Origin of the sequence: Pseudoalteromonas sp. MMG007 (assembly GCF_018100985.1) — a bacterium.
In the GTDB taxonomy this organism is placed as follows: domain Bacteria; phylum Pseudomonadota; class Gammaproteobacteria; order Enterobacterales; family Alteromonadaceae; genus Pseudoalteromonas.
In genome coordinates this window covers 288,776-303,771 of record NZ_JAGJEI010000003.1, presented here as the reverse complement: position 1 = coordinate 303,771, position 14,996 = coordinate 288,776, and the positions used below count along the sequence as shown (strand labels likewise).

Below are 14,996 nucleotides of genomic sequence, written 5' to 3'. Positions count from 1 at the left end.
GCCAAGAGCCCATGCCGAACTCAGTAGTGTCCGCTCTCGTACATCCTGTACTCCACGGCATTTGTATTCCTATACATCAAACAAAACAGCTCGAAGGCGAGCCCCGGCCAATGATAGTATCCCATTTGCTATGTGAAAGTAGGACATTCTACTGCGTAGCGCACCGACTTCAAATTGTAGAAAGCCCGACTAGCAATAGTCGAGCTTTTTTACGTCTGCAGAAAAGTGAAAATAAAAACTGTAGCCAAGACTCTATTCCGAACTCCGCAGGAAAGCAAAGCAGCTTGAAGGCGAGCCCCGACACAAAGGTAGTGTAGCATTTGTTATGTGGCTCTCTACCGCTGTGGGCACTACGACATCACCAGTACTTAAATAAAAGAAACCCGTTACAGCGATGTGACGTATTTTTTGCTGTTTGGGGTTTAATCAATAGCCAGACCCCATGCCGAATTTAGTAATGGCCGGTCTCGTAAATCCTGTACTCCACGGCATTTGTATCCCTATAACCAAGCGAAACATCTTTAAGGCAGCTCAATGCACATTAATATTCTGCTATGGCACTGTGCTCTACAATATTAGCGAAAAGAAGAACCTAAAAGCGCGAGGGTTAGCAGTACACTTAATAAATTTATCTCAAAGTAATTACTTCCCTTGTTTGTATGGCGTATGAATACTAGTATGTGCATATTACTTTAGTATTAAATATGAATGAGAGTCCAACCTCAATGAATCAACCACTGCTTTTAGATGACTCTGCATCTCTTCTCGAGTTTACTCGAATATACCTCGCACTTTTTTATACTTTTGTCGCAGGTTTTTACACTTTCAGAATCATTTATAAGAATCGCTCTACGCCGAAAGGTGTTATTTTTCCTGGCGAGCAATTTTGCTCTAGTTGGTGGAACCATATGGTGTTTAAGTTTTTCAGAGCTGCTATATGGTTTGTCTGCGTGCTTAGAGTATTTATTCCTGAGATTGATGATTATCTCGGTTTGCTAAATGTGTTGAATGGCTGGCCAGGTGTTATGTTTGGAAATATTTTATTAACGGCTGGTTTTGTCCTGACAATGTTTGTGCATTTTCATATGGCCTCGCTTTGGCGGTCAGGAGTAGACCCTCATGGCCCAAGTGAGCTCAAAACGAATGGCCTGTATGAATTTTCAAGGAACCCAATGTACGTAGGTGTGGTAGCAGCTCAAATTGGTTTCTTTTTAGCGTTACCAAGTATTTTTAGTCTAATTTGTTTAGTGGTTGGCATGATTGCGGTATACAGACAAACTTTAGTTGAAGAAGCTCATCTTGAGCAGCACTTTGCTGGGGAATATAAAGAGTATAAACAATTAGTACCGCGTTGGTTGTGAGCCACTGCTTAATTAGCTATATATTACAAAGTAAATAACCTGAACTTAGTAATTTGAGCTCAGGTTACCTTTAGCCAATATCTTTCGTGATATATTTCTCTATAAACTCTTTTTTGGTAATTGCTTTTGAAAAAATATAGCCTTGAATGTAATCGCAGTTAAGGTGTTTCAATAGTTCATACTGCCTACTTGTCTCCACCCCTTCAGCCACTACCATAACATCTAAATTATGCGCCATTGTTATAATCGCTTTTACTAGTGCAATACTGTTGTCGTTTGACTCGATATCTTGAATAAAGGAACGATCTATCTTTAGAATATCAACGTCTAAGCGTTGTAAGTAAGCGAGCGATGAATAACCAACACCAAAGTCATCAATAGCTATATCAATATTTATATCACTTAAACGTTTTAATTGACGTTGTATTAATGAGTCGGGATCCATTAATGTATTTTCAGTGACTTCAATAAGTATGGTGTTGCTAGGTAGCTGATACTCTTCAGTTGCAGCTATCCAATCATCTACCCATTGCCCAGCCCTATCAATTTCTAAAGGTGATGTGTTCACACTAATTTGTATTGTTTTATCACTGAGCTTATTAAATTCGATAGTATCTTTAATTGCTTGAGATTTAACCCACTGCCCAATATGGCCTATTAAACCGTTTTTTTCTGCTACAGATATAAATTCGTTAGGACCGATTATACCGCGCTTAGGATGATTCCATCTAATCAAGGCCTCTGCTTTTGGTACTGACGAGCCGTCTATTGAAAAGATAGGTTGATAGAATAACTCAAATTGCTTCTGAGCAAGTGCAGTCCTTATCTCTTCAATCAATCGGCGCCTTTGTGTTGTTCTTTCTTCAATTTCGTAAGAAAAAAATTCATAACGATTACGGCCTTTATTTTTAGATAAATACATTGCTTGATCAGCTCGTTTTACAAGCTCCTCAACGGTTCTTCCATCAACAGGGTAAAACGTTAAGCCTATACTTGCTGTTACATAGACCGTTTCGTTTTTTATTTTTATACTTTCCATTAAGCTATTTTTTACTGTTTCAGCAATTTTTGATGCCTGCTTTGAGTCGCTAATACCCTCTAAAACTAAAGTAAATTCATCTCCTCCCAATCGAGCGACAGTGTCTTTATCCGTTACGCAATTTTGCAGCCTTGTAGCGACTTGGTGTAATAATAAGTCGCCGTAATCGTGTCCAAGGCTGTCGTTAACTTCTTTAAAACCATCTAAATCAATAAAGATAAGTGCAAATGTCATATCTTTTACATTTATTAAGCTTTGAAGTTTTTCGTAAAAATAACGCCTATTAGGTAAATCCGTTAGACCATCTTGGTAGGCATATTGGTGTAATTGAATATTGGCGCTTTGAAGCTCATTAGTTCTGAGCTTAACTTGGTTTTCCAGAGAGTTATCTCGCTGCTCAATGTTGTATAGCATGTCGTTAAAGCAGGCTGTGAGCTGACCTACCTCATCTTTAGATAGTTGTTTAGCACGTAGGCTGTAGTCATGGGATGTCGTTATTCTATTTGCGGTTTGCGCTAAGTAAAGTATAGGGTTTAAGAAGCGACGTCTTAATAATAAAGATAAAATTAAACTTATAGCAAAGGTAAAAACCATCAAAACCACTAAAAATTTAATATAAAAAGAAATTTTGTTTTGGATATAGCTATCATTTGCCCTAATTTTTAGTAAACCATAGTTATTTTTTTCAAACTTAAGTGGCGTGTTTACTTCAATATTATGATCAAGCGCTTGAACGGTTGATAGAGCGATAGCAAGTTGTTCATCACTTTGGTTATACACCGTTATACTGATTACGTCTGAGCGCATTAATATTGGATTTATCAGTTCTTGTACTGCTTCTAGATCATCAAACATAAGAGCTGTTGTGATATTTGGTGCTAGCATTTTCGAGAGAGAGTCTAGGCTCTCTACTTGCTCTTCTTTTGCGCTATTTATCTCATAAGCACTAAATACAATGGTAACTGTAGCGGTAGAGACAAGTGCAACGCTCATTAAAATAACTAATAATTTTTTACTGATCGTGTTTAGTGCAAATAATTTTCTCATTAAATTACCTTTGCACAACGCGAGCAAGACGTAATACTTTTGAGCTCATTGTTATGTTTGCTTCCTTGAGTTGTTTAGGTGCAATTTCAAAACGAATTTTCCCTCCTGAAAGAAAAAACCTAATATGCCCGCCGCTTTCTATAAATAAATCGCTTTCACCTATTACCATTATATTTTTTAGATTGGTGATTTTAGCTGATTGCCATTTTTCAAAGGAATTAGAAGTAACGAACAGGAGGTTGCAACCTTTTAAAGAGGACTCATTAAATGTAATAAGTTTATTATGCAGTGGTAAACTTTTTATAGTTCTGTTTTTTAGAGCACCATTAGCCACTTCTATAAAGTGTTCGTCGGAACTACATATAGTAAATTCCTTGAAAGAATTTAAAGGCTGCTCCCAGCTTCCAAACCGAGCAAAATTGTATAAGAAGCCTGCCTTTAGCATATATTCTTTTTCCGCAGCACTAGCACAAACACTAAACAGCGTCAGGTTTATTAAAATACTATGGATTAAGCTTCTTAGTTTAAACATTGTGCCTGCTTAGAAGGTTGCCGAAACAGTAAATGTTATGCATTCATCAATATAGTTTGGTAGCGTGTATGTTTCGTTACTATTATTATATTCAATGTGTGAGCCAGCAAATAGATTCTTACCGGATATTGCGGTGGCCCATACAGGGCTCATTTGCCAATTCCATGTAATATCTAGTGTGGTGTAATTTTCTGTATTGTATGCATCTGAGTTTTCTGCGCGCAGTGTTGCAAGTATATTGTGATTAGTTAAAAAAGTATAATTAGCCTTAGCAAATAGCTGCCTGTTTTTTGAGTCATAACCTATGGCAGGCTCTACTCTTGGCGGTAAGTCGTAAGTATATTTGGTGTAACTATACCCTAACTCAGTACTTAGTTTATCTAATGGTTGCCACGAGAGCAGCACATCAAACCCTTTCGTTGTTGTGTCTGCAACTGATGCAAAATCTAGGTCTACACGAGTTGTTTTTAAAGCTTGAAATACCTCAGGTATTCTTCCTGCAAGAAATAAATCAAGTATTGGAGAAAATTGTTCGTCGTGTTTATTCATATCTATTACAGCTACATTTTTAGCATCTGTATAATAAGTCGATAGATCCACTGACCAATCATTGTCGCTAAAGCGATAACCTAATTCGTAAGACAGGTACTTTTCTGATTTTACTTTATCATTACCATTTAAGTAGGTGGCAATTCGATAATTGTCTAAGGCTTGAACGCCTGAACTCATAACGGCAAGATCTTTTACTTTTATACCATTCACTTTAAAGTTATCGTTAAATTCAATTAATGTAGGGGTTCTAACACTTTGAGATACAGCACTCCACGTTAAGTGGTTTTGAGCTGGTTTATAGATAAATCTGACTGAAGGTTGATTTTCCCAGCCGGTTAAATCGTTATGGTCAGCTTTAGCGCCAATAATAAAATCAAGCTTATCTGGCGTTATATTGTATTGTGCTTGAATAAACACACCAAATTGCATGAGATCGTCAAAGTCTCTATCACTATCTAAAAATAAACTATCTGCAAATGAAATAGAGTTATAACGGTAATTTAATCCCCAATCGAGTTGTAAAGATTGGTATATAAAATTCATTTGATAATCAATATCTATCGACTCAAAGTCTTCTTTTATATAGTCTTGCGATCCGTTTTGTTTAAGCCAAGATAGCTGCAGCATTTGATTGGCATCTGGAGACATTCGGTTTTCTAGTCGAGCCATAATACGTGAGTCAGTTCGCTCCAGCTCATCTGAAAATGCAATGTTCACGTTAGTGTCGTCTATCACGCCACGGTAATTTTGCCCGAGTGTTGAGTGGATATAATCACCTTGTATTAGGCTTGACCATTCGTCACTGTGGGTAAAGTCTGTTCTAAAGCCTAGTGAATGCTGTTTAGTTGTATCGCTAGGGGGGAGTGAAATCCCTTTTTTCGACTTTTTGGCGTTTTTTAGGTGGCCGTACCAACGATAACTACCCTGATTACTAATATCACCACCGTAGCGTAAATTTATATCTGCATTAATCTGGTTACCCGTTGTGACATTTGCAAAGCCACCTCGAGTATCAAGGCTATTTTTGGTAATAATATTAATAACGCCATTATTTGCATCACTTCCCCAAAGTAATCCGCCTTGGCCTCGTATTACTTCAATGCGTTCAATATCATATAAAGGCACATTCAGGGTTTCCCAATATACGGCTGCAAATTTTGGTGTATATAAACTTTGTCCGTCAATCATCACTAATAGCTTACTAGAAAAGCGAGAAGCAATACCTCTTGATGAAATAGCCCATTGGTTATTATCGAGCTGTCGTACTATTAACCCAGGCACCATTTTTAGCGCTTCTGGCACTGATGTAGCACCTGAGTTAGTAATTTGTTCTTTGCTTAATACATAAATAGATGACGCGGTATCAAAAGCCGATTGTGCTCTTTTCATGGCTGATGTTGCTTGTACATCCATTCCCATAAGGGCATCGAGGTCTAAATCTTCATCTTTGAAGGGGTCTGCTACAGCAATGGGGCAAATTAAAAGTAATGGCCATAAAAAGCGTTGTGATAATTTCACCAATATCTCCTGCACAATCAAAACAATCACTGTTTTATAAAATCTTTGGTATTACACAATGTTAACATGTATTAGCGCTCTAAAAGTAAAAAATCAGACTAAATAGTAATAAAGCGCTTTTACTTAATTTAAACAGCATATTATTTTTGTTGGTCACGTGGATCATAAGTGCACTTTTAGTTGTCATGGGAAAATATTAGTTAGCTTTATACATACCCTCTAAAAATATAATGCACCAAAGAGACGCTGCTTATTTAAGTCGTTATGCACTGTTGAAATATGTATCAAACTTCTAAAATGAAGTTTTGTCATAGGGGCATCATTACTGGTTCATAAAGACAAAATAATTTACCCTAAGTAAATTAATCACTATTAAATAATTTATCTTATGAGCCTTCTTTTTTCTGTCGCGTTAGCAAGCCTTCCTGCTTTACCCGAACCCGTTGCTAACAATGCCGTAGCTAAGGTTACTGTTGAAAACCAAAACTACTTTTTAAGTTTTATGGGGCTTGGTAAAAACAAACAACATACTGATGTACACAACAAGGTGTTTTCACTTAAATTAGGTGAGAGCGCATGGCAGCAACAAGCGAGCGTGCCTTCAAGTTTACCTTTAAAAGGGCGTTTAGCGAGTACTGCTATAGGCTTAGGTGAATACGCCTATATATTTGGTGGATATACAGTAGGCGGCGATCATAGTGAAATTTCAAGCCCCGATGTGTACCGTTTTGATATAAAAAGCAATACATACACACACCTTGCAAGCATGCCGGTACCGGTAGATGACAGCGTAGCGATTAGTTACAAAGAGCGTTACATATACCTTGTTAGCGGTTGGCATAACGATGGAAACGTAAATTTAGTACAGGTATACGATACCTACACCAACACGTGGCAACAGGCATCACCTTTTTTAGGTGAGCCAGTATTTGGTCAAGCAGCTGCTATTAGCGGTAACACCATTGTTATATGTGATGGCGTTAAAACCCAAGCAAACCCAGATTCACGCCGCTCGTTTACAGGTATTGCGCAGTGTTTAAAAGGTACTATTAACGCAATTAATCCGCTACAAATAGATTGGCGTACGTTACCTCATCCTACAGGTGAGTCGCATTATCGCATGGCTGCTACTAGCTACAATGGCAACATTTACATGATGGCAGGCTCTAACAACCCTTATAACTACGATGGTATTGGCTACAATAAAAAGCCAGCACCGGCAAGTAAACACGTGTGGCGTTTTAATATTGAGCAAGATAAATGGCAAGCTTTGCCGCCTTTAGCTGTAGGCAGTATGGATCACCGTGGATTACTTGAGCACAGCGGGGCTTTGTATCGTATTGGTGGTATGAACAATCAGCAGCAAGTAACGAGCGATGTAATAGGGTATGAGGTAACACAGTGAACACGCTTTATATTACAGGCGCAGGTGTAAGCGCTGCCAGTGGGATCCCTACATTTAGAGGCGAAGATGGCTTTTGGACCATAGGCAGTAAAAATTATACACCTATGGAAATGGCTACGCGAGCTATGTATCAAAACAACCCGCGAGAGTTTTTAGCTTGGTATTACAACCGTTTTGCAACGTATCGTAATCATGGTCCTAATGAAGTACACCACTGGCTTAGCGATAAAAACCTTATCACCCAAAATATAGATGGGCTTGATGGCAAAGCGGGTAACAAAAATTATATTGCAATACACGGCAGGCTCGATAAAATGACATTATTTCATGAACAGGGCGAAGCAGTTAAACCGCTAATGACCCCATGGGATAGCGTAGATGAAAGCCGCCTTCAAGAATCTCTTTTTGAGCTATTTAATATTCAAAACCAAGCACCTGAGCTAAATCATTCATATAAGCCGTTTGTTTTATTGTTTGACGAATACTACACCGATCTTTATAGAATAAGCGAAGCGCAACAGCGTATGCTAAATGCCGAGAAGATTGTATTTATGGGCACTTCATTTAGCGTTAATATCACTCAAATGGCAATTGAAATAGCGCAAAATTACAATATACCCGTTGAAGTGGTTGACCCTGAGCCTGCACACATTTTGCACACTAACGTTACATATAAAAAAATGAATGCGTTAGATTACATTCAATCTAATTAATAAGTGCTATATTTAAAAAGGATTGATAATGTTTTCTTAAATATTACAATCTCTTTATATAATATTAACGGAGTATAAGTGTTATTATTATTTTGATTATAACAATACCAATACCAAAGAGATCTGAATGAGCGACTTAACTGCAATAGTAAACTTGTCAATATTACTTGTAGAACCTTCAGAGGTTCAGCAAAAAATAATAATAAAATCGCTTTTAGAAAGCGGTGTAAAACAAGTTGAAACTGCAACAACACAAACTCAAGCGCTTAGCTTATTAGCAAGTTATCACCCCGACTTAGTAATAAGCTCTATGTATTTATCAGACGGGACAGCCGACTCACTACTACAAGAAATACGGTCAAACCCCGTCACTGAGCATCAACCTTTTATGCTTATATCGAGCGAGCGTAATAAAAAATACCTTGAGCAATTACGTCAATCGGGCGTGTTGGCTATTTTACCCAAGCCTTTTAGCGCAAAAGCGATTACCCGCGCACTTAAAGCAACCTTAGATATAATAAGCGAAGAAGAAGTAGAGCTTGATCATTTTGATGTAACGTTACTGCGAGTTTTAGTGGTAGACGACAGCCGTTTTGCACGTAAGCACATAATACGCGTTTTAGCGGGCATGGGTATACCTGAGCCTGTAGAGGCTGAAAACGGTAAAGAAGCAATTGAGCACCTTAGTGAACAGTCGTTTGATTTAATCGTTACCGACTACAACATGCCGGAAATGGATGGCCGCCAATTAACCGAAACAGTACGTGGCTCAAATGCTTACTCGCATATTCCTATTTTAATGGTGAGCTCAGAGGCAAACGACACCCACCTAGCTAATATTGCACAAGCGGGTGTAGATGCAATTTGTGATAAACCGTTCGAACCGGCTACAGTGCGAGAATTACTGTATAAAATAATGTCTTAGCAGTTCAAAAAATGGCTAACATATCATAAGTTAAAGCAGCGGTAGTTAAACACGTAACTACTGCCGTTTTAACTTATGGATTAAGCACGTTAAACAACTGAAACGCTATAAAACATAAAATAGCGGCTACGCGCTATCAAGTATTCGCCATCGAAAAGGAAATCTTAAAACCATTTTTAATTTTGGCGCAAACAACACTAAGCTACTTATTGGCAAACCGAAAGCCTGCGTTTATAACTGCCCTAATCTGTATATAAGTAACGCTGTTTTAGCAGTGTTTTTATTTAGAGAGGTTAAATCAGCGGTTTCGTTTTTAGTGTGCGCGCCACTGCCCATTAGGCCAAGGCCATCAAGCGCCATATCAACATGGTTTGCAGCAAACGAAATATCAGCAGCGCCGGCATTACGAGGGTTTGCAGCCACCACTTTGTTATAACCTAAGTCTTGGCTTGCTTGGCTATATAGCGCAAGCAGCTTTTTATTGCCCTCGGTAAGCCCCATTGGTGGGTAGCCATCTTCAAAAATAAGTTCAGCTTGGCTGCCATTTAAGCTTTTAGCCACTATTTGTTGCATCACTTTTTTAGCGCCCTCTACCTGCTTTGGCGAAAGCGCACGTAAATCACCCGCCACATGCACGGTTTGCGCAATAACGTTACTTTTACCAAACGCCGTGGCCGACGAGTTGGCACTGTCGTACTGTGCATCAGTGCCGCCCACAATAAGCCCCGGGTTAAAAGTTAAATTAGGCTCTGTGGCAAGTTGCTCTCTAAAATCATTTAAAATACGCGATGCCTCGTAAATAGCACCATAGCCCACTTTGTCACTAAATATTTGCGATGAATGTGCAGCATTGGCCGTTACATTTAACGTCCAGCCGGTATAACCACGGCGCGCTGCCATCGCGGTTTTAATATTGTTATCGCCATTTTCATAGCCAAGCGCTACGTCAGCCCAAATTGCGCCATCAACAATAGCTTGTTTAGATAAGCTAAGTGGGCGACCGCTGCTTTCTTCATCGCCCGTAAGCAGTACTTTAATGCTCACGTTTTCAAGTAAATTAAGGGCTTGTAAGCTTTTAAGCGCGGTAATTATTATCGTATTACCGCCTTTCATATCGGCAACACCTGGTCCGCTCGCGGTGTGTTCATCAATTTGTTTATAAGTAGTAAAGTTATCGTGTTTGGCAAATACGGTATCAAGATGGCCGATCATCAGTATTTTTATTGCATCGGGGTTTTTACTCTTATAGGTTGCGAGTACATGCCCTGCACGGTTAAATGCGCTGCCATCTAACCACTCAACCTTAAAACCAATGGCTTTTAATTGCTCGCTTGCCAGCGCGCCTACCTTTTTTACGCCTTCAATATTCAGTGAGCCGCTATTAATGTTTACCGCTTGTTTTATCTCTTCAAGCGCTTGAGGAATATTTTGCTCAACCTGCTTTACTATTTCACGCTCGTTTTTATCAAGCGCCGCATGGCTTGTAAGCGGTAAGGTACTCGCAAGGGTGAGAATAAGTGCATGGCTAAATTTTAAAAATGACATAACAGCCTAATAATTGGAGAGTAGTTCAGCTAATATGAAGTAAAAATACAGAGTATTCAATAGGTGTAGTTTATGACTTTTATAAATAATAACGAGTTACAAGTTTAAAAGTCATGGAGTGTGCGCATTATAAAATTAAATAGACACCCATCCTAAGTTTTGCATTAAGTGAGCCGCCAGATTAAATAAAGTGGGTGTCATCTTAATTAAAAGGAGTTGAGTAAATTTGCTAGAAACTAAAAGGCTTTTGCTTCGTCCATTAACTAGTAACGATATTAAACCTTTATCACTAATTTTATCTGATCCTGAGGTTATGTTGTATTCTTTAAATGGTGTTATGGATGAAATAGCAACATCAAATTTTGTCCAATGGTGTCAAAAAAGCTATAAAGAATATGATTTTGGGCCTTGGGCAGTAATTGATAAGAATAATAACAAGTTGCTTGGTTTTTCAGGCCTAAATAAAGAAGCATATAATGATAAGCTAGTCGTAAATTTGGGATATAGGCTTGGCAGAGAACATTGGAATAAAGGCTATGCCACTGAAGCTGTTTGTGCAGTTTTAGAGTTTGCTTTCACTAATTTAAATATTTCAGAAATAATTGCGATTGTGGAGCCTAAAAATACGGGATCAATTAGTGTTATCGAGAAGCTTGGGTTTGGTGTGTATGAGCTGGGCCAATATCACAAAAAGACAGTTAAACGGTACACCTTAACCAGAAAACAGTGGCGATGCTTTAGTAACTCATCGGATTAGACGCTTTGCTACTGCAGCGCTTATGGTGTCAGGTAGGCAGCCGTCATATCCCAATGGAGAATACATTGTAGTGAGTGATTCATAATAAAACCCATTAAACTATTAACCATTTATAGTTTTCAATTTGATAGGCTAAGCCTTAGGCTTTTGTTTGTATAAAAAGTAAGATATTACATGGCAGTGCATAATCAACTGACAAACTTGTCACCTTTAATTTTTACAGGGAAGTTAGATGAACTTAAATCAAATTACATTACCCGTTACAGACATGGAAATTTCTACTAAATTTTATCGCGACTTAGGTTTTACTCAAATTGTAGATACCCCACATTATACTCGCTTTGAATGCCCAGATGGGGATTCAACTTTCTCATTGTCTTTAGATCGAGGTGAGTTTGATTGTGGCACGGTAATATATTTTGAACATGAACAATTAGATGAACTGGTTGAGGCTTTAAAAGTTAAAGGTTTTGTATTTATACAAGAACCTACAGACCAGAGTTATTTATGGCGAGAGGCCGTACTGCATGATCCGTCAGGTCATAAAATTAAGCTATATTGGGCGGGTGAAAATAGGATTAATCCACCTTGGCGTGTCGAAGTACGCAGCTAATCAGACCTTTAATTATGCAGTGTTCAACTTTACGCTATTAAAATCTAACCTCAAAATACAAACAACCATCAGGTTTAATGCCATTGGCATTAAACCTGACAGCTCAAACTCAACCAATCAACGTTAATTAGTTGGCATTAAATAAATCTCGCGTACGCTGTTGCGCTGGTTTGCTTCTATGGCAAATAGTACGGCGTCGGCTACATCTTGTGGGTCGAGCTTGTCGGGCTTAGCTTCATCAAAGAATGGGGTGTTTACCATGCCAGGGGCTATGGTGGTACAGCGGCCATTCCACTCGCTCATTTCCTCAGCTAAGTTTTGTCCAAACCCGTAAGCAAACCATTTAGTTGCCCCGTAAATAGAGCCTTTAATTGGCTTACGGCCAGCAGCTGAGCTGGTTAATATAAAATGACCTTTGTTTTGGCGTAAATGGGGCAAGGTTGCTTTTGCCGTCCACAGCAGAGCTTTAATGTTTATGTCTATCATGGTTGACCATTCATCAGGATCGCCTTTTTCGGTGCCTGCGGTTGAAACGCCCATACCTGCATTGGCAAATGCGGCATCTAGTCGGCCAAATTTTTCGAGCCCTTTTGTTACTACGTTTTCAAGCTCGGTAAAGTCGGTGGCATCTGCGGGTACACTCAGTGCGTTATCTTCACCTAATGCTTGTACTAATTTAGTTAATTTGTCTTCGCTTCTGGCTGTAAGTATTACTTTGTGGCCGTTATTAACCAGTGTTTTGGCGGTTGCTTTACCTATGCCACTTGAAGCACCTGTAATGAGGACTATTTTTTCTTTCGCCATGATTATTTCTCCTATGTTTACATATTCAAAATGATAAGAACGGTTTAACCAATATTTGCTGTTTACTGTAACAGTACTGGGTTAACAGGGCTTGAATAAAGGAGCCTGTTTATCTTTTGAGGTTGAGTTTTCAGCTGTGTGCTTGGTATTTAAGCAATAGGCATAAACACAGCGCGATTAACTCTTTCTTGGATAGAGCCAATTTTAATTCTGAGAGGTCAGCAGGCCCCATTAATAGGTTGGCCTTAAGTGAATTTCTCTGATGTTATTGCGCTGGTTTGCTTCAAGTGCAAAGAGTACGGCGTCGGCAACATCTTGTGGGTATAATTTGTCGGGCCTTGCTTCATCGGTAAATGGGGTATTTACAGCACCTGGGGTTATGGTGGTGCAGCGCCCGCCCCATTCACTCATTTCTGCTGCGAGGTTTTGGCCAAAGCCATAAGTAAACCACTTACTTGCACCATATATTGAGCCTTTAACAGCTCTGCGGCCAGTGGCTGAGCTGGTTATAATAAAATGGCCTTTGGTTTTTCGTAAATGGGGGAGGGTAAGTTTAGCGCTCCACAGCAGGGCGTTTATGTTTATATCAAGCATAGTTGCCCATTCGTCGGGGTCGCCTTTTTCTATTCCTAATGTGTTTAGCCCTTTACCTGCGTTTGCAAATGTAGCGTCTAAGCGGCCAAATTTGTTAAGCCCTTTTGTTACTGCGTTTTTAAGCTCGGTAAAGTTGGTTGCATCTGCCGGTACGCTGAGTGCGCTATCCTCGCCTAATTCTTTAACTAATTTTGTTAATTTGTCTTCGCTTCTGGCGGTAAGTATGACTTTGTGGCCATGGTTAACCAGCGTTTTGGCGGTTGCTTTGCCAATACCGCTAGAGGCACCTGTAATAAGGGTTACTTTTTTGTTCGCCATGACTATTTCTCCTATGTTTACATATTCAAAATGAGGAAAGTATTTACGGTAACTTTTGTACTAACACTAACAGGGTGTGGTTAACCTAAATTGAATAGTAACGTTAGAGGAACATAGCTTTTATTTAATGCTTTAATTTAATACAAAACAATAGGTATAACTAATTTATAGCTATATACTCGCGCGGTTTTTTAGCCATTAAGGCTAAATTGTGGGTATGGCGCATTTAGCTTTGCTCATTTTTAAATTGTGCTGAGTGTCAGCCGTTTTTTGGAATATGTATGAAAGATAAACTTATTGTGTTTTGGCAAAGCCATTCTGAAACTATCATCACTTTAGGTTACAAAGTGGTATTAGCCATGGCTATTTTAGTTGCGAGTGCGCTTATTGCGCGTTCAGTAAAAAAAGCGATTAAAAACTCTAAGTCGCCATTAAAAAAAGTAGACGAAACGCTACTGCCGCTTTTATCGAGCATTGCGGGGTATTTAGTTTACATAATTGCTGGGCTGTTTATTTTAGATATTTTTGGCGTTAATACGGCAAGCTTAATAGCGCTAATGGGCGCGGCGGGTTTAGCGATTGGCTTGGCGCTTAAAAACACCTTAAGTAATATTGCCGCAGGCATTATGTTATTAATACTTAGGCCATTTAAAATAGGCGATTTTGTAGATGCGAGCGGCACGCTTGGCACAGTAAAAGAAATAAACCTATTTACGACCATTTTTAAAACCACCGACGGCCTTTATATCGCATCACCTAACGGTAAAGTGTGGGGCGGCAACATTAAAAATTTTACCCGTAACGGTAAAAGGCGCATGGATATAGTGGTGGGGATTTCGTACGCCGACTCTATTGATGTTGGCTTAAATGTACTTAAAAAACTCGCCGAAGCAGAAAGCCGATTACTTGCAGAGCCAGCACCTAAAGTAATGGTTACCTCAATAGGCGAAAGCGCAGTAAACATTCAATTACGTGCTTGGGCTGTAAATGACGATTACTGGCAAACCGTGTGGGATTTAAATAAACGCGTAAAAGAGGCCATAGAAGGCGCGGGGCTGAGTATTCCGTTTCCGCAGCGAACACTGCATATATCTGAGTCGATGGCATCGGCAATAACGGTTAATACCAATCCGCAATAATACTTAATCATTTTGCGGGGCTAAACGTGTCGTTACCTGCGTTAAAAAACTCTCATTTACGACTGCATGGATGCAGAAGGTAGAGCAATGCAGGAGCAATTGCCGAGAACAACTAAATAACGAATTTTTTGCCT

13 protein-coding genes are annotated in these 14,996 nt (G+C 39.1%); 7 read left to right on the top strand and 6 right to left on the bottom strand.

What is annotated here, in order from left to right:
• Positions 1-725: 725 nt before the first annotated feature.
• Complete coding sequence (locus J8L71_RS06895) at positions 726-1,361, top strand: isoprenylcysteine carboxylmethyltransferase family protein (protein WP_210999899.1); 636 nt, start codon at positions 726-728, stop codon at positions 1,359-1,361.
• Between the two features lie 70 nt (positions 1,362-1,431).
• Here the strand turns inward: J8L71_RS06895 and J8L71_RS06890 are convergent, their stop codons facing one another.
• Genes J8L71_RS06890 through J8L71_RS06880 form a run of 3 tightly spaced genes read right to left on the bottom strand, consistent with a single transcriptional unit; the run spans position 1,432 to position 6,049 of the window.
• Positions 1,432-3,447, bottom strand: a complete 2,016-nt coding sequence (locus J8L71_RS06890) for an EAL domain-containing protein (protein ID WP_210999898.1) — start codon at positions 3,445-3,447, stop codon at positions 1,432-1,434.
• A 4-nt stretch (positions 3,448-3,451) separates the two neighbouring features.
• A complete protein-coding gene (locus J8L71_RS06885) occupies positions 3,452-3,979 on the bottom strand; it encodes a YfiR family protein (protein ID WP_210999897.1) in 528 nt (175 codons plus the stop codon).
• A 9-nt stretch (positions 3,980-3,988) separates the two neighbouring features.
• Positions 3,989-6,049, bottom strand: coding sequence for a TonB-dependent receptor (locus J8L71_RS06880; protein ID WP_210999896.1), 2,061 nt, complete (start codon positions 6,047-6,049; stop codon positions 3,989-3,991).
• Between the two features lie 388 nt (positions 6,050-6,437).
• Here J8L71_RS06880 and J8L71_RS06875 point away from each other — a divergent pair, with 388 nt between their 5' ends.
• From J8L71_RS06875 to J8L71_RS06865, 3 genes are all read left to right on the top strand, one after another.
• Positions 6,438-7,454 carry a kelch repeat-containing protein gene (locus tag J8L71_RS06875; RefSeq protein WP_210999895.1) on the top strand — a complete coding sequence of 339 codons (1,017 nt, stop codon included), beginning with the start codon at positions 6,438-6,440 and terminating at the stop codon, positions 7,452-7,454.
• Positions 7,451-8,167: a Sir2 family NAD-dependent protein deacetylase gene (locus tag J8L71_RS06870; RefSeq protein WP_210999894.1), complete on the top strand. Its 717-nt coding sequence runs from the start codon at positions 7,451-7,453 to the stop codon at positions 8,165-8,167. Before J8L71_RS06875 ends, J8L71_RS06870 begins: the two co-directional genes overlap by 4 nt.
• 127 nt (positions 8,168-8,294) lie before the next feature.
• Positions 8,295-9,092, top strand: coding sequence for a response regulator (locus J8L71_RS06865; protein WP_210999893.1), 798 nt, complete (start codon positions 8,295-8,297; stop codon positions 9,090-9,092).
• Positions 9,093-9,323: 231 nt separating this feature from the next.
• Here J8L71_RS06865 and J8L71_RS06860 read toward each other — a convergent pair whose 3' ends face one another.
• The gene (locus J8L71_RS06860; RefSeq protein ID WP_210999892.1) at positions 9,324-10,637 is read right to left on the bottom strand and encodes a M20/M25/M40 family metallo-hydrolase; all 1,314 of its coding nucleotides are present in this window, start codon (positions 10,635-10,637) and stop codon (positions 9,324-9,326) included.
• A gap of 226 nt (positions 10,638-10,863) precedes the next feature.
• Here J8L71_RS06860 and J8L71_RS06855 point away from each other — a divergent pair, with 226 nt between their 5' ends.
• Both J8L71_RS06855 and J8L71_RS06850 read left to right on the top strand, forming a co-directional pair.
• Positions 10,864-11,394 carry a GNAT family N-acetyltransferase gene (locus tag J8L71_RS06855; RefSeq protein WP_210999891.1) on the top strand — a complete coding sequence of 177 codons (531 nt, stop codon included), beginning with the start codon at positions 10,864-10,866 and terminating at the stop codon, positions 11,392-11,394.
• Between the two features lie 232 nt (positions 11,395-11,626).
• On the top strand, positions 11,627-12,007 hold the full coding sequence (locus J8L71_RS06850) for a VOC family protein (protein ID WP_210999890.1): 381 nt from the start codon (positions 11,627-11,629) through the stop codon (positions 12,005-12,007).
• A 123-nt stretch (positions 12,008-12,130) separates the two neighbouring features.
• Here J8L71_RS06850 and J8L71_RS06845 read toward each other — a convergent pair whose 3' ends face one another.
• Together J8L71_RS06845 and J8L71_RS06840 are read right to left on the bottom strand one after the other, a co-directional pair.
• On the bottom strand, positions 12,131-12,811 hold the full coding sequence (locus tag J8L71_RS06845) for an SDR family oxidoreductase (protein WP_210999889.1): 681 nt from the start codon (positions 12,809-12,811) through the stop codon (positions 12,131-12,133).
• Positions 12,812-13,042: 231 nt separating this feature from the next.
• The gene (locus tag J8L71_RS06840; protein ID WP_210999888.1) at positions 13,043-13,723 is read right to left on the bottom strand and encodes an SDR family oxidoreductase; all 681 of its coding nucleotides are present in this window, start codon (positions 13,721-13,723) and stop codon (positions 13,043-13,045) included.
• Between the two features lie 281 nt (positions 13,724-14,004).
• Between J8L71_RS06840 and J8L71_RS06835 the strand changes: the two genes are divergently transcribed.
• Positions 14,005-14,862, top strand: coding sequence for a mechanosensitive ion channel domain-containing protein (locus J8L71_RS06835; RefSeq protein ID WP_210999887.1), 858 nt, complete (start codon positions 14,005-14,007; stop codon positions 14,860-14,862).
• Positions 14,863-14,996 lie beyond the last annotated feature (134 nt).